The organism is Curtobacterium sp. P97 (genome assembly GCF_023712445.1).
Taxonomy (GTDB): Bacteria; Actinomycetota; Actinomycetes; order Actinomycetales; family Microbacteriaceae; genus Curtobacterium.
In genome coordinates this window covers 79,303-98,090 of sequence record NZ_JAMAYF010000004.1, presented here as the reverse complement: position 1 = coordinate 98,090, position 18,788 = coordinate 79,303, and the positions used below count along the sequence as shown (strand labels likewise).

The window sequence follows — 18,788 nt, the reverse complement described above, 5'->3', positions numbered from 1 at the left end:
ATGCGCGTCGTCGTGGTCGGGGCGACCGGCAACGTCGGGACCGCGGTGCTCCGACGGCTCGCGGCTGCGCGGCTCACCGGTGACGGCCGCGCGGGCGACGAGGACGGCCTGCAGGTCGTCGGCGTCGCCCGCCGGGTGCCGGACGCCCGGGTCGCGCCGTACGACGTCGCCGTGTGGCACGCGGTCGACGTCGGTGGTCCGCGCGCCGTGGACGAGCTGACGGCGGTGTTCCAGGGCGCCGACGCCGTGGTGCACCTGGCGTGGGCACTCCAGCCGACGCACGACATCCCGGCGCAGCACCGGACGAACGTCACCGGGACGGCGAACGTGCTCGCGGCGGTCGCCCGGGCCGGCGTCGGGCAGGTCGTCGTGTCCTCGTCGGTCGGCGCTTACCGCGGCGTCGACGTCGAGGGCAAGCGGACCCCGGTGGACGAGTCGTTCCCCGCCACCGGCATCCAGACCGCCACCTACTCGATCCACAAGGCCGAGAACGAAGCCGCTCTCGACGTGTTCGCGTCGCAGCACCCCGGGGTCGTCGTCACGCGGCTCCGACCCGGACTGGTGTTCCAGCGCGGGGTCGCGGCCGAGCTCCGGGGGCTGTTCCTCGGGCACCTCGTGCCGATGTCGATCGTCCGGGCGGCTCGGTTCGCGGTGCTGCCGCTGCCGCTGCCGTTCGTGTTCCAGGCCGTGCACGCCGACGACCTGGCGGACGCGTTCTGGCGGACGATCGACCGACGTGCGGCCGGGGCGTTCAACATCGCGGCGACGCCGGTGCTCACCCCGCCACGCATGGCCCGGGCAGCGGGGATGCTCGGGGCGGTGCGGGTACCGCTCCGGCTGCTGCGCGGGATCGTCACGCTGACCTGGCGGCTCCGGCTCCAACCGACGGACGCCGGGTGGCTCGACATCGCCGCCGGCGTGCCGATCATGCGGACCGACCGGGCTCGGCGCGAGCTCGGGTGGGTGCCGCAGCACACGGCGGAGGACGCGCTGCGCGAGCTCGTCGGCGGGTTCGCGGACGGGGCGAACGTCGAGGCGTCCGGGCCCCTGCGCGGCTGAGGGACGCGGGCGTCCCTGGTGGGACCGGGCGTCCCTGGTGGAATCGGGCGTACCTGGTGGGACGGTTCCACCAGGTACGCCCGGAAGCCCCTGCCATGGCACCTGTTCCGGGGAGCACCGGGCGCGCTACGCTCCAGCCCAGGGCGCGACCGTGCCCGGCGGGGGAGGAGCTGACATGGCGATCGACGACTTCGGGGCCCCGGGCGGGGAGACCCACAACCCGCTGATCCCGCCCGTGTACGACCTGGTCTGGACCCTCGTGGCCGTCGGCGGCATCGTCACGCTCCTCGGCGTCGTCGCGGTGATCGTCCTCGTCGTGCACCGGTCCCGACGGATGGCCGCTCGTGGACAGGACCCCCTGACCCTGCAGGAGGACCTGGCGTACCGCGCGGCGCAGAGCGCAGCGTTCGCTCCGGCGGTCTCCCGAGAGCACCGGCTCGCCGAGCTCGACGACCTGCACCGCCGCGGCCTCATCACCGACGACGAGCGCCGGGACGCCCGGGCCGAGGCGCTCCGCGCGTAACCTGGCCGGGTGCTGCCGAGGAGCCCGCTGCTGCCGACGGACCTGCTGGGCGACTGGACGCTCCGCCGGACGGTCGACGACCGCCTCGCGGGTGTGACCGGCACCGTCACCGGGTCGACGACCCTGACGCTGACGACCCCGGACGAGGTGCGCTGGGACGAGTCCGGCACGATGACCTTCGACGGCCGCGTGGTGCCGGTCTCCCGGACCCTCGTCGTGCGCCGGGGCCCTGACGGCCGGTGGACGGTGCACTTCGCCGACGGCCGGGTCTTCCACGAATGGGTGTGGGGCACCACGGTCGAGCACGCGTGCGCGCCCGACGACTACACGGGCGTGCTCGACGGGGACGCCGAGTGCTGGACCGTCCGGTGGCGGGCACGCGGCCCGGCGAAGGACCACCGGCTCGACAGCGTCCTGCAGCGTCGGTCCACCACGGCAGACTGAGCGCATGGCACGCTCCTCCACCGGTACCGCCGCCCCACGGATCACCCCGATCGACCCGCGGGATCTCGACGACTGGGCACCGGCGCCCGGTGACGTCCTGACCGGGGACCGGATCGACGGCAGGCGCATCGACGTGCTCGACCTCGCGGGCGAGCGCCTGCCCGACCTCGAGCTCGAGGAGTGCGTGGTCGACACGCTCCGGGCGGACGGCACCGACCTGCGCGGACTGCGCATCCGCGACTCGGTGGTCGAGACGCTCGACGCGCCGGTGTTCCGCGCCTCGAGCAGCGCCTGGCGCGAGGTCCGGGTCGCCGGTGGCCGGGTCGGCTCCGCCGAGCTGTACGACGCGACGCTGAACGGGGTCGAGTTCGTCGGCATGAAGCTCGGGTTCGTCAACCTGCGCGGCTCGACGCTCACCGACGTCGTGTTCCGCGACTGCGTGGTCGACGAGCTCGACGTCGCCGACGCCCGGCTGCTGCGCGTGGCCTTCCCCGGCACCCGGATCCGCTCCGTGGAGGGCTCGGGCACCCGCATCGAGCACGTGGACCTGCGCGACGCCGACCTCGACCGGGTGGAGCGGCTCGAGGGCCTCCGCGGGGCGACGATCGGCACCGACCAGCTGTTCGCCCTCGCGCCGCTCCTGGCAGCGCAGGCCGGCTACCGCGTGGAGTGACCGGCGGGCTCCGCGTCGGCGGCCAGCGCCGCCGCGATGTCGGCCTGGACGAGGTCGCCGTGCACCGCGGCACCGGCCTGGGTCCCCGCAGCCGCCGACGCGATGACGGTGGCCATCGGTGACGTGACGTTGCCCGCGGCGTACACCCCGCGGACGCCCGTCTGGCCGACCGCGTCGACGGTGAGCCCACCGCCGAACCGGAAGCCGTTCACGACGACGTCCTCCGCGTGCAGCCCGAGCCCCTCGAGGAACCCGACGCGTGGCTCCGCCGTGCTCGACGCCGCGAGCGCGTCGAGCGCGACGACCTCCCCGGAGTCGAGCTCGACACCGGTCAGGACGCCGTCCGAGGAGCGGACCCGCGTGACCGACGCCTCGACCACCTCGACGCCGCGGGCCCGGAGACCGGCGAGCGCGGTGTCGTCGACCAGTGCGGGGTCCGTGACGAACGCCGTGACCCGGTCGCTCAGCGCGCGGAACATCTGGGCGTGGTGCGCACCGTTCGGTGTGGTGACGAGGACACCGATGCGGCCGTCGCGGACCTCCCACCCGTGGCAGAACGGGCAGTGCACGACGCCGCGTCCCCACTGCTCGGCGAGGCCGGGGACGTCCGGCAGCACGTCGACGGCGCCGGAGGCGACGACCAACCGGCGCGACGTGACGACCGCTCCGGAGTCGAGGGTGACCGAGAAGCCGACGGGGTCGACACCGGTGCCCTCGGTGGCGGACGTGGCCACGACCCTCCCGGCCGCGACCTCGACGCCGTACGCGGCGACCTCCTCACGGCCGATCCGGGTCAGCTCCGCGGGTGCGACGCCCTCGCGCCCGAGGTAGTTGTGGGCGCCCTCGGCGGGCGCGTTCCGGGGCTCACCCGCGTCGACGACGAGGACGGAACGGCGCGACCGCCCCGTGATGAGTGCGGCGGACAGGCCGGCGGCCGAGCCGCCGATGACGATGACGTCGTAGTGATCACGCATGACCGCATCATGGACAGTGGTCGGCGACAACGGCAACGAATCTTGCCGGTGTGGCAACATGGCGGCATGGTGCACGGCCGGGAGGAACGGATCACCCCACCGACGACGGCGCAGGTCGTCGACGCGGTCGGCCCGCGGCTGCGGTCGCTGCGGGAGCGACGACAGGTCACGCTCGCGGCGCTCGCCGCGGAGACCGGCATCTCGGTGTCGACGCTCTCGCGGCTCGAGTCGGGGCAGCGTCGACCGACCCTCGAGCTGCTGCTGCCCCTCGCCCGGGCGTACCAGGTGCCGCTCGACGACCTCGTCGGCGCACCGCAGACCGGCGACCCACGCGTCCACCTGCAGCCCGAGCGGCACGGCGGTCGCGTGGTGATCCCGCTGACGAAGCGCACCGGGGGCGTGCGGTCGTTCAAGCAGCTCATCCCGCCGATGCCGGCGAACGGCGACCGGAGCCTGAAGACGCACGAGGGCTACGAGTGGCTCTACGTGCTGTCGGGACGTCTGCGCCTGCTGCTCGGCGACCGCGACTTCGACCTCGGGCCGGGCGAGGTCGTCGAGTTCGACACGCACACCCCGCACTGGGTCGGCAACACCACGGACGAGGTCACCGAGGTGCTCTGCCTGTACGGGCCGCAGGGGGAGCGGGCCCACGTGCGGTCACGGCCGGCGGGCTGAGGCTCAGCCGAACACGTGCCCGACGACGTCCTCGAGGAGCCCGTCCGTCGGCACGTTCGACTGGGCGATGCGGATGCCGATGTCGCCGCGGGTGAAGTAGGTGTCGCCGTCGGTCACGGGGTACTGCGGGTTCTGCGTGACCTTCTGGCACCGGAGCCCGTCGTCGACGGACGCGCAGTCGAAGCCGGACAGTCCGCGGAGCGCCTCCGTGGCACGCGACGGGACGACGTTCTCGACCTGGATGGTGAGGTTCGTGAGGTCGGCCTCGGGGTCACGCCAGACGCAGTACAACCGTTGCCCGCTCGACTGCCGTGCCGGGGTCAGTGCGGTGCGGGGGACCTCGAGGTCACCGACGACGGCGGGGTCGTTCAGGGCTGCCTCGTCGGTGTACTCGAACGCGCCCGGTGTCACGAGGTCGTCGCACGTCTCCGGCACCGTGCCCGTCGCGGAGGCCGGTGCGGTGCTCGACGGCGGTGACGACGTGTGCGTCGCCCCGGAGCCGGGCGTCCGTGCCGGGGTGGCGCCGTCGGTCGGGGTCGGCGCACCCGACGTCGTCGACGACGAGGACGTGCTCGCGGTCGGGGTGGCGCCGTCACCGCCGGCGCCGGTGCACCCTGACAGGGTGAGCGCGAGGCCCACCCCGAGTCCGATCGTGGCGAGCAGCGTCGTGGTGCGTGTGTGCCGCATCGTTCCGCCCCCGGGTGCGTCGTCAGGTGTCCACCCGACCTCGTGCTGCCGACGGTAGTCGTCGACGCCGCTCGGTGCGCCGGTCAGCGCCGGAGGGTCCAGCGAGCGGGGACGCGTGCCCGGAGCGCCACGCGGCCCCGTCGCGCCCACCGCCGCACCGGGTTCGCCCGCCGGCCGTTGACCCGGAAGGTGTGGAACGCGCGCCGGGTCCGCCGCGCGACGGAGGCCGCACCGGACAACGGCCGCGCCGACACCTCGACGGTGAGCGACCGGGCGGCCACCACGTGCCACGCGGGGTCGAGCTGCATCGAGAGGTCGACGTCGTCGTGCACCTCCGGGTCGTCACGGTGTGCCCGGCAACGAGCCGCGAGCCACGTGGCACGATGCATCGCCATCGCCGAGCCGAACAGCGGAGGACGTCCGAGCGCCGACCACATCAGCACGAAGTACGGACCCATGTAGAGCCCGTCCCACAGGCGGCGCAGGACCCGGCCGCCCTCGCGCGGTCGACCGGGGCCGGTGACCGCCACGACGCCCGGCCGTTCGAGCAGGCGCACCGACTCGGCAATCCATCCCGGCGGCGGCACCGAGTCGGCGTCGAGCCGCGCGATGACGTCCCCCGAGGCGCGGTCGTACCCACGGGCCGAGGCCGAGGCGATGCCTCGTACGGGTTCGTGCAACACGGTCGCGCCCGCGGCCCGGGCGACCTCGACGCTGTCGTCGGTGCTGCCGTTGTCGACGACGAGGACCTCGTGCACGGGGTGCGTCTGCGCGGCCAGTGCGTCCAGGCAGCGTGCGAGGTGCTCGGCATCGTCGAGCACGGGGACGACGACGGAGACCTGCGGCACCCTGCCGATCCTGCCGGAGGCGCGCTGGGCGGACCGTCGGCCCCGCTGCCGCGGTCGACCACGGCAGCCCCTCCGCGTTCCGTGGACGGACCGACCGCGCAGATCGACGTTCCTGTGCTGCAACGCAGCGCCGGTCGCGCACGGTCGGGGCCAGCGCGACGGGTGCCGTACCCGCCGCGACCGAACCGGAAGGCCGACCATGACCACGAACCCACCCGGGAACGACTCCGGGACGCCCATCCACGACCGCACCGCGGCTGCCGAGGGACACGAGGTGCACCCGGGCGTGACGGTGCCCTCCTTCGGCACCGGCGTCCCCGCGCCGCGCGACACCGACCGCGACTTCGACGACGTCCTCCGGCCCGACGGCTTCGACGACGTCGAGCCGCTCGACGCGCTGCCCGCCGACGAGCAGCTCCCGGCGACGCCGTCCGCCGCCGGCGCGTCGGCACCGCTGCACGACTCCACGACGACGAGCACGGGCACCGGCACCTCCACCGGCTCCGTCCCGCCCGTCGGCGGGGCCACCGCCACGAGCACCGGTGCCGGCGCCGGCGGCGGCAGCAGCAGCGACGGCGGCAAGGCCGACGCAGCCAAGGGTGCCGCGCAGGACGTCGCCGGTGACGCGAAGGACAAGGCCGCGGACGTGGCCGGCACCGCGAAGGAGCAGGCGTCGAACGTCGCCTCCGAGGCGACCGACCACGCCAAGCAGCTCTACTCCCAGGCCTCCGACACGCTCAAGGAGCAGGCGGCCGGGCAGCAGGAGCGCGCCGCCGGAGGGCTCCGCAGCCTCGGCGAGCAGCTCGGCCGCATGGCCGACAAGGACGACGAGCAGGGCATCGCCGCGAAGGTCGTCCGCGACCTGTCGAACCGCGCGGGCTCCGCAGCCGGGTACCTCGAGAACCGCGACCCCGGCTCGCTCCTCGACGAGGTGAAGTCCTTCGCCGCGAAGCGTCCCGGCACGTTCATCGCGCTCGCCGCGGGCGCCGGCATCCTCGCCGGACGCCTGACGAAGGCCCTCGCCACCGAGGTCAAGCACGAGAAGGAGGCCGGCGAGACCTCGACCGGCACGGGGAGCGGCGTATGAGCCACACGGTCCCGGGCGCGACCCCGCTCGGTGAGCCGACGCCCGAGGAACGCGCCGCCACGACGCCCCTGGGCGAACTGCTGACCGACGTGTCCAAGGACCTGTCGTCGCTGTTCCGCCAGGAGGTCGCCCTCGCCAAGGCGGAGCTCACCGAGTCCGCCAAGAAGGCGGGCAAGGCCGGCGGCATGTTCGGCGGCGCCGGGCTCACCGCCCTGTTCGCCCTGTTGTTCCTGTCGATCGCCGCGTGGTGGGGTCTCGGGTACCTCATCGGCAACGCGTGGTCCGCCGTCGTGATCGCCGTGGTCTACGCGATCGTCGCCGCGATCCTCGCCGTCCGGGGGCGCAAGGAGATCAAGGAGATCCAGGGCGCCCCGCAGACGGTCGAGACCGTCAAGGAAGTCCCCGAAGCACTGAAGCCGAACACCGGGAGGAAGCCATGAGCACCCCAGAAGAGATCCGTGCCGACATCGAGCGCACCCGCGGTGCCCTCGGGTCCGACGTCGACGCCATGGCCGACAAGGTCAACCCGTCGTCGATCGCGCACCGCCAGACCGACCGGGTGAAGAACCGTTTCCAGGGCGTCCGCGACTCGGTGATGGGCTCGGCGCACTCCGCCGGCTCGAGCGTCTCGGGGTCGGCGTCCGGGACGGCCGACCAGGCGAAGGACGTTGCGCACAAGGGTGTCGAGAAGGCCAAGGGCAACCCGCTCGCGGTCGGGCTCATCGCGTTCGGCGCCGGGTGGCTCGCCTCGTCGCTCATCCCGACGTCCGACAAGGAGGAGCAGCTCGCCGGTGAGCTCAAGGACAAGGCGGCGCCCCTCGTCGAGGACGTCAAGTCCCAGGCGAAGGACGTCGGTTCGCAGCTGGGCGACGTGGCGAAGGAGCACGCGCAGGACCTCAAGGGGACCGCGCAGGATGCCGCGCAGACCGTCAAGGACGAGGCGCAGGGCGCCGCGTCCGACGTCCAGGAGCACGCGAAGGGTGCTGCGGACGACGTGCGCAGCAGCTGACGTCACCCCGTGACGGACGGGAGGCCCGTGGCGACGCCGCCACGGGCCTCCCGTCCGTTCCGCGGTAGCGTCGGGGCCCATGGACCCGATCGACGAACTCGCCGCCGAGTTGCGCCAGTCGATCGGCCGCGTCGTGCGGGCGGCCCGGCGCGAGGGCGACAGCCTGCCGCCGGCGCACTCGACGACGCTGGGGTTCCTCGGACGCGAGGGGCCGATGACGATCGCGGAGCTCGCCCGGCGACGCGGCGTGAAGCACCAGGGACAGTCCCGGACCGTTGCGGAGCTGACGAGCCAGGAGTACGTCGAGCGGACCGTGTCCGAGACGGACCGACGGGCGTCGGTGATCCGCATCACCGATGCCGGCCGCGCCGCGCTGCAGCGGGACATGGACGGGCGCGCGGACTGGCTCGCGACGGCCGTGCGTGCGGAGCTCGACGACGACGAGCGCGCGCTCCTCGCCCGGTTGCCCGACATCCTCGAGCGTCTGGCGCGCCGGGCTGACTGAGGGTCCCTCCGACAACCGGTCCCATTTGTACAACAGTGTTGTACAGTTAGCGACATGCAGCTGACGAAGTACAACCACGCCACCGTCGTCCTCGAGCAGGACGGCGCCTCGCTCGTCATCGACCCGGGCTCGTTCACGCCCGAGTCCGCCGACCTCGTCGCCGGGGCCACGGTCGTCCTCGTCACGCACGAGCACGCCGACCACTTCGCCGTCGACGCGATCCGTGCGGGTCTGGAGCGCAGCGCCGACGTCGTCGTCCACGGTCCGGCGTCGGTCGTCGAGCAGCTCGGCGACCACGACGGCCGCGTCCGCGCGGTCGCCGCGGGCGACACGGTCGAGGTCGGGCCCTTCCGTGCCCGGGTCTTCGGGGAGGAGCACGCGGTCATCCACCGCGACATCCCCACCATCGCGAACGTGGGCTACCTGGTGAACGACGCCGTCTTCCACCCGGGCGACGCCTACCTCGTGCCGGACGTCCCGGTCCGGACCCTGCTCGTCCCGACGAGCGGGCCGTGGGCGAAGACCGGCGAGGGTGTCGACTACGTCCGCGCGGTCGCACCGGAGCGCGTGGTGCAGATCCACGAGCTGCTCCTCAGCGAGGGCGGTCAGGAGATGAACGTCCGGATGTTCGGCACCGAGGGCCTCGGTGGCGTCCCGGCGTCGATCCTGCCCGTCGGTTCGTCGATCGAGGTCTGATCGCGCGACCCTGGGTCGAACCGGTGGTCGTGGGAGCAGGCTGGGCGGATGCCTGATGCTCCCTCGACCGCCGTCCTCTTCGACATCGACGGCACCCTCGCCGACTCGAACTACGCGCACGTCGACGCATGGTGGCGAGCGTTCCGAGCCGCCGGCGAGTCCGTCGACGCGTGGCGGATCCACCGGGCGATCGGCATGGACTCCCGGCGCCTGCTCGAGGAGCTGCTGCCCGACGCCTCCGACGAGGTCCGCGACACCGCCAAGCAGTTCCACACCGCCTACTACTCGGAGCACATGCCGCAGCTGCGGCTGCTGCCCGGGGCGCGTGAACTGCTCGAGGCGGTCGCCGACGCCGGCCACGCGGTCGTGCTGGCGACGAGTGCGCCCGAGTCGGAGCTGTCGGTGCTGCGCGAGCTGCTCGACGCGTCCGCGTGGGTGACGGCCGAGACGAGCTCGGAGGACGTGGAGCAGGCGAAGCCGGACCCCGGGATCATCCAGGTCGCGCTCGACAAGGTCGGCGTCGCTGCGGATCGCGCGGTGATGGTCGGTGACGCCATGTGGGACGTCGAGTCGTCGGGGAAGGTCGGGCTGCCCTGCGTCGGTGTGATGACCGGCGGGATCGGCGGCGACGAACTCCGCGGGGCCGGTGCCGCGGCCGTGTACGACGACGCAGCCGCCGTGCTCGCCGCGTTCCGGGCGGGCGAGGGGCCGATCGCCGCGCTGGCCTGAGTCCCGCCCCGGTGCGTGCGAGGATGGACGATCGTGATCACGATCGAGCGCGTTGCCTGGGACGACCCTCGTGGAGTTGCCCTCCGCGCCACCATGGACGACGAGATGCACGAGCGCTACGGTGACGGGCACGCGGACGAGGACCCGGCCGTCACCGCCGAGCGGAACCGTGTGCTGGCCGTCGACCCGGCGACCGTGATCACCTCGTTGCTCGCGATCGACGAGGACGGTTCCGCCCTCGGGCACATCGCCGTCCGGCACCTCGGCGACGAGGTCGAGCTGAAGCGCCTGATCGTCCTCGCCGCCGCCCGCGGCAAGGGCGCCGCCACCGCGCTGCTCACCGAGGGCGAGCAGGTCGCACGCGAGCAGGGCGTGTCCCGCGTGATCCTGCAGACCGGCGACAAGCAGCCCGAGGCCGTCGCGCTGTACCGCAAGACGGGGTGGCAGCAGATCGACGTCTACGAGCCGTACGCCGCGACCATGCCCTGGTCGTTCTGCTTCGCGAAGGCGCTGTAACTCGTCCTCCTGTTGCACTCTCAGCATCAGAGTGCAATTCTTGCTCGGTGAGCCCCACCGAACGCACCCGCACGCTGCGCCGACGCATGGTCGTCGAGGCACGCCGGGCCACGATCGAGCACGGTCTGCACGGCTTCACCATCGAGCAGCTCTGCGAGACGGTCGGCGTCTCCCGGCGCACGTTCTTCAACCACTTCGCGTCGAAGGACGACGCCGTGCTCGGCATCGAGCAGGGCGCCATGTCGGAACTGCTCGCGGCGTACGCCGACGGCTCGCTCGTGCCGACGGACCTCGACCCGCTCGGGTCGATCGTCGCGCTCGCGATCGAGCAGATGCACGTCGTCGGGCTCGACCGCGCCGACGAGGCCCTGGTCCGTCGGGTGTTCGACGCCGAGCCGCTGATGGTCGCGAAGTTCCTGGCGGCCGCGGACGTCCAGCTCGCCGCGGTCGGACAGGCCGTGCGGGAGCGCTTCGGGTGGACCGACCCGGACGATCGACGGGCCCAGCTGGTCGCCGAGGCGGCCGCGGGCCTGCTCAAGGTCACCGCCGGCACCTACTTCGACGACGCCTTCGACGAGTCGACCGGGCCGTCGTTCGACGCGCTGCTCACCGACAACCTCCGCCAGCTCAGGGCGGCCATCACCACCACCGGACAGGACCACACCGCATGAGCGCCACCGCGCAGGGCACGAAGCGTGCCCGACCCGGATCCGACGGACCGCTGCTGCTGACGCAGCGACGCATCTGGATCATCTTCTCCGCCCTCATCGCCGGGATGCTCCTGTCGAGCCTCGACCAGACGATCGTGTCGACGGCGATGCCCACCATCGTGGGCGAACTCGGCGGCGTCGCGCACCAGGCCTGGCTCACGACCGGGTACCTGCTCGCATCGACCATCGTGATGCCGATCTACGGCAAGTTCGGCGACGTCCTCGGGCGCCGCAACCTGTTCCTCGTCGCGATCGCCCTGTTCACGATCGCGTCCGCCGGCTGCGCCTTCGCCGGCGACTTCACGCAGCTCGTCGTCTTCCGCGCGATGCAGGGCCTGGGCGGCGGTGGCCTGATGATCCTGTCGCAGGCGATCATCGCCGACATCGTCCCCGCCTCGGAGCGCGGCAAGTACCTCGGCCCGCTCGGCGCGATCTTCGGCCTGTCGGCGATCGGCGGCCCGCTGCTCGGCGGGTTCTTCGTCGACCACCTCACCTGGAACTGGGCGTTCTACATCAACATCCCGGTCGGCATCGCGGCGTTCTTCGTCGCCTGGTTCGCGCTGACCCTGCCGACGAAGAAGGCCGAGAAGCGGATCGACGTGCTCGGCGTCGTGCTCATGTCCGCCGCGACCACCTGCCTCGTGTTCTTCTCCGAGTTCGGCGGCAGCAGGGACCACGGCTGGGACGCCCCCGAGACGTGGGCCTGGTTCGCCGGACTCGTCGTCTCGGCCGCGCTGCTCGTGCTCGTCGAGTCGCGCGTCGAGGACCCGGTGCTGCCGATGTCCTTCTTCCGCAACCGCACGTTCCTGCTCGCGACGGGCATCGGCCTCGTGCTCGGCATCGGCATGTTCGCCGCGATCGGGTTCGTCCCGACGTTCCTGCAGATGGCGTCGGGTACCTCGGCCGCGGTGTCCGGCCTGCTCATGCTGCCGATGATGGTCGGCCTCATCGGTACGTCGATCGCGTCCGGCAACCTCATCACCAAGACCGGCCGCTACCGGGCGTTCCCGATCGTCGGCACGGTGCTCGTGGCGCTGGCCATGCTCGCCATGACGCAGCTCGCCGCGGACACCCCGATCTGGCTCATCTGCGCCTACCTGTTCGTGTTCGGCGCGGGGCTCGGGCTCATCATGCAGGTGGTCGTCCTCGTCGCGCAGAACGCCGTGCCCGCGGAGCAGGTGGGCACCGCCACGTCGACGAACAACTACTTCCGCGAGGTCGGCGCATCACTGGGCACCGCCGTCTTCGGCGCGCTGTTCACGGCACGGCTGACGAGCGCGCTGACCGACGTCTTCACCTCGGCCGGCGGGTCCGCCACCGACGCGGCGTCCTCGGCGGGCAGCATCGACCCGGCCACCGTCGCGAAGCTGCCCGAGGCGGTGCAGGACGGCATCGTGAACGCGTACGCCGACTCCCTCGCGCCGGTGTTCTGGTACCTGCTGCCGTTCATCGCGATCGCGTTCCTGCTCGCACTGTTCCTGCCGCAGATCCGCCTGTCGGACACGGCCGGCATGGTCGCCCGTGGCGAGGCGGTCGGCGGCGCCGAGGCGGACGAGCTCGAGCGTGCGCAGCGGGCCGGGACGGCCGGGTCGGCCGCGGCCCCGTCGCCCGGCCAGGCGTCGGAGCGCGGCGAGACGCCGGTGTCGGGGCGGGACGCCTCCGCTTGACGCGGGCGCTCCGTGCGCTGAGACGCCGGCGTCGGCGCGAGACGCCCCGTCCGTCACGGGGGCTCCGTGCGCCGAGACGGCGGCGTCGGGGCGGGACACCTCCGCCTGCCGCTGGCGCTCCCCGCGCCGAGACGCCGGCGTCGGTCTGAGACGCCCCCGCGCGTGCGAGACGCCTCCGGAACCGGGGGCGTCTCGCGTGTTCCGGTGCGTCCCGGACAGACGCCGGCGTCTCGCGGTCCGACACCGCGTCTCGCCGCCGGAACGGGGCCGTGTCGCCGGAACGGGGCCGCGTCGCCGGACGTGCGCTGTGTCGGACGGGAGGCGCGGTGCCGGCCGGTCCCCGCGCCTCCCGTCCGGTGGATCGTGCGGAGGCGCCGTCAGGCGCCGGTGCTGGCGCGGGGGACCAGGCGGGCCGGCAGGTCGACGGGCTCCACCGCGGTGCCGTCGATCGTCGCGAGCAGGCGCAGGGCGGCGGTGCGGCCGAGGTCGGCTCCCGGGAGGGCGACGCTCGTCAGGGCCGGCGCCGTGACCGACGACGAGGGCAGGTCGTCGAAGCCCGCGACCGCCAGGTCCTCGGGGACCCGGAGCCCCATCGCGCCCGCGACCCGGAGCACGCCGTACGCCAGGGTGTCCGCGGCCGCCACGACCGCGGTGACGCCGTCCTCGTGCCACGCCTCGACCACGTGCTCGGTCGCCAGTGCGGCGGCGTCCACCGTCAGGTCCGCGCGGGCACCGATCTCCGAGACCGTGATCCCGGCGGCGGCGCAGGCCTCGTCGAACATCCGGTGGCGGATGCCGAACGTGGCGACCCGAGCGGTGCCGTCGAGGTACGCCACGTGGTCGTGTCCGCGGTCCCGCAGGTGAGCGACGAGCGCGTCGATGCCCGGAGCGAGGTCGTAGTCGACGGCGGTGGTGCCCTCGGCGGCGTCGGGGGCGTCGAGCAGCACGACGGGCACGCTCGCGTCCATCGACTCGCCGGCTGCCGGGGCGTCGACCAGGATCCCCGCAGGCCGCAGCCGCTCGAAGCGGCGGAGGTCGGCGGCGGTGGGCTGCGCGCCGCGCTCGGTGACCGAGAGCACGAGCTGGTACCGGTCGCCCAGGGTGTCGCGCACGCCGCGGATCACCTCGGCGAAGAACGGGTTCGACAGGTCGGGTGCGATGAGCACGACCAGGTCGCCGGTGCCGCGGGCGAGGGTGCTCGCCGCGTGGTCGACGACGTACCCGAGGGCCTCCACCGCGTCGCGCACCCGCTCCGCCATCGGCGGGGACACCCGCCCGCGCTCCTTGCCGTTGACGACCAGGGAGACCGTCGCGATGCTCGTCCCCGCGCGTTCGGCCACCATCGCCGCGGTCACGCGACGGCCGTGAGCGGCGGGGGAGGGCACCCGACGAGCCTACCGACCGGCGAGGGCAGGCGGTCGGACGAGGATCGCTCGGAGTTGACGTCAAGCGTTTGACGTGTTCGAATGTCAAACGCTTGACGCGCCGCGCTGGAGTTGGTTCCTCCACAGTGCGGACCCCACCGCGTCGAGCACATACCTCCGTCCGGCGCTGCCGGACACGACGGGCTGCGAGCGGCCCGCCGACGCCGATCCCCGACGAAGTGGAGCGCCCAAGGTGCCCGATGCAACGACGCAGAAGATCATCCTCGACTGCGACCCCGGCCACGACGACGCCGTCGCCATCCTGCTGGCACACGGCAACCCGACGATCGAGCTCCTCGCCGTCACCACCGTCGTCGGCAACCAGACCCTGCCGAAGGTCACCCGCAACGCCCTCGCCGTGGCGCGCATCGCCGGCATCACGGGCGTGCCGTTCGCTGCGGGCGCCGACCGGCCGCTGCTGCGCGAGATCGAGGTCGCCCCGGAGATCCACGGCGAGAGCGGCCTGGACGGGCCGATGCTCCCCGAGCCGTCGTTCGGCCTGGACGAGCGGCACGCGGTCGACCTCATCATCGACACCGTGATGGCGCACGAGCCCGGCACCGTGACGATCGTCCCGACCGCCGGCCTGACGAACATCGCCCTCGCCGTCCGCAAGGAACCGCGCATCGTCGAGCGCGTCAAGCAGGTCGTCCTGATGGGCGGCGGCGTGCACGTCGGCAACTGGAGCCCGGTCGCCGAGTTCAACATCGTCATCGACCCCGAGGCAGCGGACATCGTGTTCCGCGCCGGGTGGGACGTCGTCATGGTCGGGCTCGACCTGACCCACCAGGCACTCGCCACCCCCGAGGTGGCCGCGCGCATCGCCGCCGTCGGCACCGGGCCCGCAGCGTTCGTCGGCGAGCTGCTCGAGTTCTTCGGCAAGGCCTACGAGGACGCCCAGGGGTTCGACGCCCCGCCCGTGCACGACCCCTGCGCCGTCGCGTACGTCATCGACCCGACGATCGTCCGCGCGGTGCGGATGCCGATCGCGATCGAGACGACGGGCACCCACACGCTCGGCATGACCGTCGCCGACCTCCGCGGTCCCGCGCCCGAGGACTGCCGCACGTCCGCGGCGATGGAGCTCGACCACGGGCGCTTCTGGGACCTGGTGGTCGACGCCCTCGAGCGGATCGGCGAGACGCCCGACACCGGGTGGTCCCCGCGCGCCGCAGCCCGGGCCGTCGAGTCCGCCGACACCACCGTCACCCCGGAGGCCTGAGCACCGTGACCACCACCTCGACGAAGAAGTCGATCGGCGCCCTCACCGCCGCCCTGCTCGCCGCGTGCGTCGCGTTCCAGCTCAACGCGAGCATGCTCAGCCCGGCGCTCGCGACGATGGCGGACGAACTCCGCACCGACGACGCGACCATCGGGCTCTCGCAGACGCTGTTCTTCACGATCGCCGCCCTGTTCTCACTGTTCCTGCCCCGGCTGTCCGACATCGTCGGCCGCAAGCGGGTCCTGCTCGGCATGCTCCTCGTGATGCTCGTCGGCAGCGTGGTCGCCGCCCTCGCCGTGAACGTGCCGATGCTCTTCGCCGGCCGCATGATCCAGGGCGTCACCGGGCCGGTCGTCCCGATCGGCCTGCTCATCCTGCGCAACGAGATCGCCGACCCCAAGCGCTACGGCGCAGCCCTCGGCCTGCTCACCGCCGTGAACGGTGGCATCGCCGGTGTCGACGCGCTGGCCGGCGGCTGGATCGCCACCCACTTCGGCTTCCGCGGCATCTTCTGGGTCATCGCGGTCGTCACGGTCCTCGCCGCGCTCATGGTGGCGGTGTGGGGCGTCGAGTCGAAGCCGTCCGCCGGCACCCGGATGGACTGGTGGGGCGTGCTGCCGCTGGTCGTCAGCGTCGGCGCGCTGCTCACGGCGTTCAACGAGGCCGGCAAGCTCGCCGCCGCGGACTGGGCGGTCGTGGTCGGCGGGATCGTCGTCGCCCTCGTGGCGTTCGCGGTCTTCTGGGCGGTCGAGTCCCGGGTCCGCGAGCCGCTCGTCGAGACGACGTACCTCAGGAGGCGCGGCACGTGGGCGCTCCTCGTCACCACGCTCCTGACGATGACCGGGGTGTTCGCGGTCGTGAACGGCCTCGTGACGAGTCTCGCCCAGAACCCCGAGGTCGGCTTCGGGATGGAGCCGGACCTCGCCTCGCTCGCGTTCCTCGTGCCGTACGCGCTGGTCGGCTGGGTCGTCGGACCGTTCGCCGGTCGCCTCGCGCCCACCCTCGGGTACCGTGCGGTGCTGCGCGTGGGCCTGGTCGGCAGCATCGTCGCGACGCTCGTCATGGCGATCGTCGGCGTCCACTCGCTGCCGGTGCTCGTCGCCGCGACGGTCCTGATCGGCATCACCTACGCCGGCATCGCGAACATCGTCCTGAACGGGCTCGGCATCGTGCTCTCGCCGGAGTCCAACCCCGGCTTCCTGCCGGGCCTCAACGCCGGCGCGTTCAACCTCGGTGCGGGCATCAGCTTCGCGGTGCTGCCGGCACTGCAGACGGCGCTCGGCACCGGCGGGTCCGCGGGCACCGCCGGCTACTCCGGTGGGATGCTGCTCGGTGCCGTGATCACCTGCGCGGCCCTCGCCACGTCCTTCCTCATCCCGCGCCCGGCCTCGGCCGAGACAGGAGCCACCGCATGAGCGGCATCGTCGTCGTGGGCAGCCTCAACGCGGACCTGGTGGTCCGCACGGAGCGCTTCCCGAAGCCCGGGGAGACCCTGCAGGGGTCGGACCTCGCGATCCTGCCCGGCGGCAAGTCCGCCAACCAGGCGGTGGCAGCCGGGAGGCTCGGGGGCACCGTCCGCATGATCGGTGCGGTCGGCGACGACGGGAACGGTACGCTGCTGCGCGAGTCCGTCGCATCGGCCCACGTCGACACGACCCACGTCGCGGTCCGGCAGGGCGTCGCCACCGGGACCGCCGTCATCACGGTCGACGCCGCGGGCGAGAACACCATCGTGATCTCCGGCGGCGCGAACGCGACGCTCACGCCCGAGGACCTGCCCGCCTCGGCGTTCGACGGCGCAGGCGTGCTCGGGCTCTGCCTCGAGGTCTCGATCGACGTCGTGCTCGCCGCCGCGCGGGCCGGGCGTGCCGCGGGTGCGACGGTGCTGACGAACCTGTCGCCGTTCGGCGCCGTGCCGCAGGAGCTCCTCGACCTGACCGACGTGCTGCTGGTGAACGAGCACGAGGCGGCCGAGCTCGGTGACCACGGGGTCCCACGCTCGATCGTGACCCGGGGCGGCGCGGGCTGCACGGTGCACGACGGGGACGCCGCGCCGGTCGACGTCGACGCCGTCCGGGTCGAGCCCGTCGACACCACGGGTTGCGGTGACGCGTTCATGGGTGCGGTGGCGGTCCGGCTCGACGCCGGCGACTCCCTGCTCGAGGCCGCGCGCTTCGCCGTCGGGGTCGGTGCGTACGCCGCGACGAAGCCGGGCGCCCAGGCGTCCTACCCGACCCCGTCGGAACTGGCGTCGTTCCTGCGGACCTGACGCCCGCCTCCCGGCCGCCCCGTCCCGCAGAACGCAACCGTGGCGGGTGCTCGCAGCGATGTCCCGCGGCGAGCAGCCGCCGACGTTGCGTGTTGCGGGGGTGGTCGGCCGCTAGCGTTGTGGCATGCGCGTCGGAGTCCTCGACATCGGGTCCAACACCGGCCACCTGCTCGTGGTGGACGCCCACGGCGGAGCCGCGCCGCTGCCGGCGTCGTCCTTCAAGCAGCCGTTGCGGCTCGCGGAGCACCTCGACGATGCCGGGGCCGTCACGCCCGCGGGCGTCGACGCGCTGACGACCTTCGTGGCCGACGCCGTCCGTGTCGCCGAGGACCGCGGGTGCGAGGACATGCTCGGCTTCGCGACCTCGGCCGTCCGCGATGCGGTGAACTCCGACGCGGTGCTCGCCCACGTCGAGGAGCGCACGGGTGTCGAGCTCGCGGTGCTGTCCGGCGAGGACGAGGCACGCCTGACGTTCCTGGCCGTGCGGCGGTGGTCCGGGTGGTCCGCCGGACGCCTCGCCGTGTTCGACATCGGCGGCGGCTCGCTCGAGATCGCGGGCGGGGCGGACGAGGCACCGGACGTCGCCTGGTCGATGCCGATCGGTGCCGCACGGCTCGCACGGACGTACTTCGCCGCGGGCACGCCCTCCGAGGACGACGTCCGCCGCATCCGCCACGAGATCCGCGTCGCGATCGCCCGCGACGCCGGACTGCTGCTCCGTGCGGGCAGGCCCGACCGTGCCGTGGCGACCTCGAAGACCTTCCGGTCGATCGCCCGCATCTGCGGAGCAGCACCGTCGGCCGCCGGACCGCTCGTGCCGCGGTCGCTCGACGGCGCCGAGCTGCGCCGCCTGCTGCCCTCGCTGCTGACGAAGTCCGTCGACGAGCTGGCCGCGCTGCCCGGCGTCTCACCGAGCCGCGCCCATCAGGTGGTGCCCGGCGCGCTCGTCGCCGAGGCGTGCCTGGACATCTTCGACCTGCCGGCGCTCGAGATCTGCCCGTGGGCGCTCCGCGAGGGTGTGATCCTCGAGCGGCTCGACCAGCTCTCGGTGCTCGGCTGAGACCCGGCCGA

Annotated in this window: 22 protein-coding genes; 18 read left to right on the top strand and 4 right to left on the bottom strand. The window is 73.2% G+C overall.

The window, feature by feature from the left end:
* From M3677_RS05435 to M3677_RS05420, 4 genes are all read left to right on the top strand, one after another.
* Window positions 1–1,059 (top strand): NAD-dependent epimerase/dehydratase family protein, encoded by a 1,059-nt coding sequence (locus M3677_RS05435; RefSeq protein WP_209684328.1) that lies wholly within the window; start codon window positions 1–3, stop codon window positions 1,057–1,059.
* A gap of 175 nt (window positions 1,060–1,234) precedes the next feature.
* Window positions 1,235–1,582, top strand: coding sequence for a hypothetical protein (locus M3677_RS05430; RefSeq protein WP_066651645.1), 348 nt, complete (start codon window positions 1,235–1,237; stop codon window positions 1,580–1,582).
* Between the two features lie 9 nt (window positions 1,583–1,591).
* A complete protein-coding gene (locus tag M3677_RS05425; RefSeq protein ID WP_251159977.1) occupies window positions 1,592–2,026 on the top strand; it encodes a DUF6314 family protein in 435 nt (144 codons plus the stop codon).
* Between the two features lie 4 nt (window positions 2,027–2,030).
* Entirely contained in the window at window positions 2,031–2,699 is a 669-nt protein-coding gene (locus tag M3677_RS05420; protein ID WP_066651649.1) for a pentapeptide repeat-containing protein, read from the top strand.
* On the opposite strand, the gene M3677_RS05415 is transcribed toward M3677_RS05420, so the two are convergent.
* Window positions 2,684–3,673 (bottom strand): NAD(P)/FAD-dependent oxidoreductase, encoded by a 990-nt coding sequence (locus tag M3677_RS05415; RefSeq protein ID WP_251159976.1) that lies wholly within the window; start codon window positions 3,671–3,673, stop codon window positions 2,684–2,686. The two genes, M3677_RS05420 and M3677_RS05415, sit on opposite strands and share 16 nt — an antisense overlap.
* A 66-nt stretch (window positions 3,674–3,739) precedes the next feature.
* Between M3677_RS05415 and M3677_RS05410 the strand changes: the two genes are divergently transcribed.
* Entirely contained in the window at window positions 3,740–4,348 is a 609-nt protein-coding gene (locus M3677_RS05410) for a helix-turn-helix domain-containing protein (protein ID WP_066651653.1), read from the top strand.
* Between the two features lie 3 nt (window positions 4,349–4,351).
* Here M3677_RS05410 and M3677_RS05405 read toward each other — a convergent pair whose 3' ends face one another.
* Window positions 4,352–5,035 (bottom strand): hypothetical protein, encoded by a 684-nt coding sequence (locus M3677_RS05405; protein ID WP_251159975.1) that lies wholly within the window; start codon window positions 5,033–5,035, stop codon window positions 4,352–4,354.
* Window positions 5,036–5,118: 83 nt separating this feature from the next.
* Window positions 5,119–5,883, bottom strand: coding sequence for a glycosyltransferase family 2 protein (locus tag M3677_RS05400; protein WP_251159974.1), 765 nt, complete (start codon window positions 5,881–5,883; stop codon window positions 5,119–5,121).
* A gap of 199 nt (window positions 5,884–6,082) precedes the next feature.
* On the opposite strand from M3677_RS05400, the gene M3677_RS05395 reads away from it, so the two are divergent.
* The 9 genes from M3677_RS05395 to M3677_RS05355 all read left to right on the top strand — a co-directional run bounded on the left by M3677_RS05395 (window position 6,083) and on the right by M3677_RS05355 (window position 12,802).
* Window positions 6,083–6,970: a hypothetical protein gene (locus M3677_RS05395; protein ID WP_251159973.1), complete on the top strand. Its 888-nt coding sequence runs from the start codon at window positions 6,083–6,085 to the stop codon at window positions 6,968–6,970.
* Window positions 6,967–7,410: a phage holin family protein gene (locus M3677_RS05390; protein WP_066651661.1), complete on the top strand. Its 444-nt coding sequence runs from the start codon at window positions 6,967–6,969 to the stop codon at window positions 7,408–7,410. Before M3677_RS05395 ends, M3677_RS05390 begins: the two co-directional genes overlap by 4 nt.
* The gene (locus tag M3677_RS05385; protein WP_251159972.1) at window positions 7,407–7,979 is read left to right on the top strand and encodes a DUF3618 domain-containing protein; all 573 of its coding nucleotides are present in this window, start codon (window positions 7,407–7,409) and stop codon (window positions 7,977–7,979) included. Before M3677_RS05390 ends, M3677_RS05385 begins: the two co-directional genes overlap by 4 nt.
* Before the next feature lie 79 nt (window positions 7,980–8,058).
* Window positions 8,059–8,484, top strand: coding sequence for a MarR family winged helix-turn-helix transcriptional regulator (locus M3677_RS05380; RefSeq protein WP_209684316.1), 426 nt, complete (start codon window positions 8,059–8,061; stop codon window positions 8,482–8,484).
* Between the two features lie 54 nt (window positions 8,485–8,538).
* Window positions 8,539–9,180 (top strand): MBL fold metallo-hydrolase, encoded by a 642-nt coding sequence (locus M3677_RS05375; protein WP_251159971.1) that lies wholly within the window; start codon window positions 8,539–8,541, stop codon window positions 9,178–9,180.
* A 48-nt stretch (window positions 9,181–9,228) separates the two neighbouring features.
* On the top strand, window positions 9,229–9,909 hold the full coding sequence (locus M3677_RS05370; protein WP_251159970.1) for an HAD family hydrolase: 681 nt from the start codon (window positions 9,229–9,231) through the stop codon (window positions 9,907–9,909).
* 33 nt (window positions 9,910–9,942) lie between these two features.
* On the top strand, window positions 9,943–10,425 hold the full coding sequence (locus M3677_RS05365) for a GNAT family N-acetyltransferase (protein WP_235426426.1): 483 nt from the start codon (window positions 9,943–9,945) through the stop codon (window positions 10,423–10,425).
* Window positions 10,426–10,472: 47 nt separating this feature from the next.
* Window positions 10,473–11,096: a TetR/AcrR family transcriptional regulator gene (locus M3677_RS05360; RefSeq protein WP_235426427.1), complete on the top strand. Its 624-nt coding sequence runs from the start codon at window positions 10,473–10,475 to the stop codon at window positions 11,094–11,096.
* The gene (locus tag M3677_RS05355) at window positions 11,093–12,802 is read left to right on the top strand and encodes an MDR family MFS transporter (protein WP_251159969.1); all 1,710 of its coding nucleotides are present in this window, start codon (window positions 11,093–11,095) and stop codon (window positions 12,800–12,802) included. Before M3677_RS05360 ends, M3677_RS05355 begins: the two co-directional genes overlap by 4 nt.
* Window positions 12,803–13,179: 377 nt before the next feature.
* On the opposite strand, the gene M3677_RS05350 is transcribed toward M3677_RS05355, so the two are convergent.
* On the bottom strand, window positions 13,180–14,187 hold the full coding sequence (locus M3677_RS05350; RefSeq protein ID WP_251159968.1) for a LacI family DNA-binding transcriptional regulator: 1,008 nt from the start codon (window positions 14,185–14,187) through the stop codon (window positions 13,180–13,182).
* Window positions 14,188–14,419: 232 nt separating this feature from the next.
* Here M3677_RS05350 and M3677_RS05345 point away from each other — a divergent pair, with 232 nt between their 5' ends.
* The 4 genes from M3677_RS05345 (at window position 14,420) to M3677_RS05330 (ending at window position 18,777) form a co-directional block, all read left to right on the top strand.
* The gene (locus M3677_RS05345) at window positions 14,420–15,448 is read left to right on the top strand and encodes a nucleoside hydrolase (RefSeq protein ID WP_066651673.1); all 1,029 of its coding nucleotides are present in this window, start codon (window positions 14,420–14,422) and stop codon (window positions 15,446–15,448) included.
* Window positions 15,445–16,863: an MFS transporter gene (locus M3677_RS05340; protein ID WP_251160076.1), complete on the top strand. Its 1,419-nt coding sequence runs from the start codon at window positions 15,445–15,447 to the stop codon at window positions 16,861–16,863. Before M3677_RS05345 ends, M3677_RS05340 begins: the two co-directional genes overlap by 4 nt.
* Window positions 16,860–17,717: a ribokinase gene (locus M3677_RS05335; protein ID WP_251159967.1), complete on the top strand. Its 858-nt coding sequence runs from the start codon at window positions 16,860–16,862 to the stop codon at window positions 17,715–17,717. The genes M3677_RS05340 and M3677_RS05335 overlap by 4 nt, the downstream gene beginning before the upstream one ends.
* Before the next feature lie 124 nt (window positions 17,718–17,841).
* Window positions 17,842–18,777: a Ppx/GppA phosphatase family protein gene (locus tag M3677_RS05330; RefSeq protein WP_251159966.1), complete on the top strand. Its 936-nt coding sequence runs from the start codon at window positions 17,842–17,844 to the stop codon at window positions 18,775–18,777.
* The last annotated feature ends 11 nt before the right edge of the window (window positions 18,778–18,788 follow it).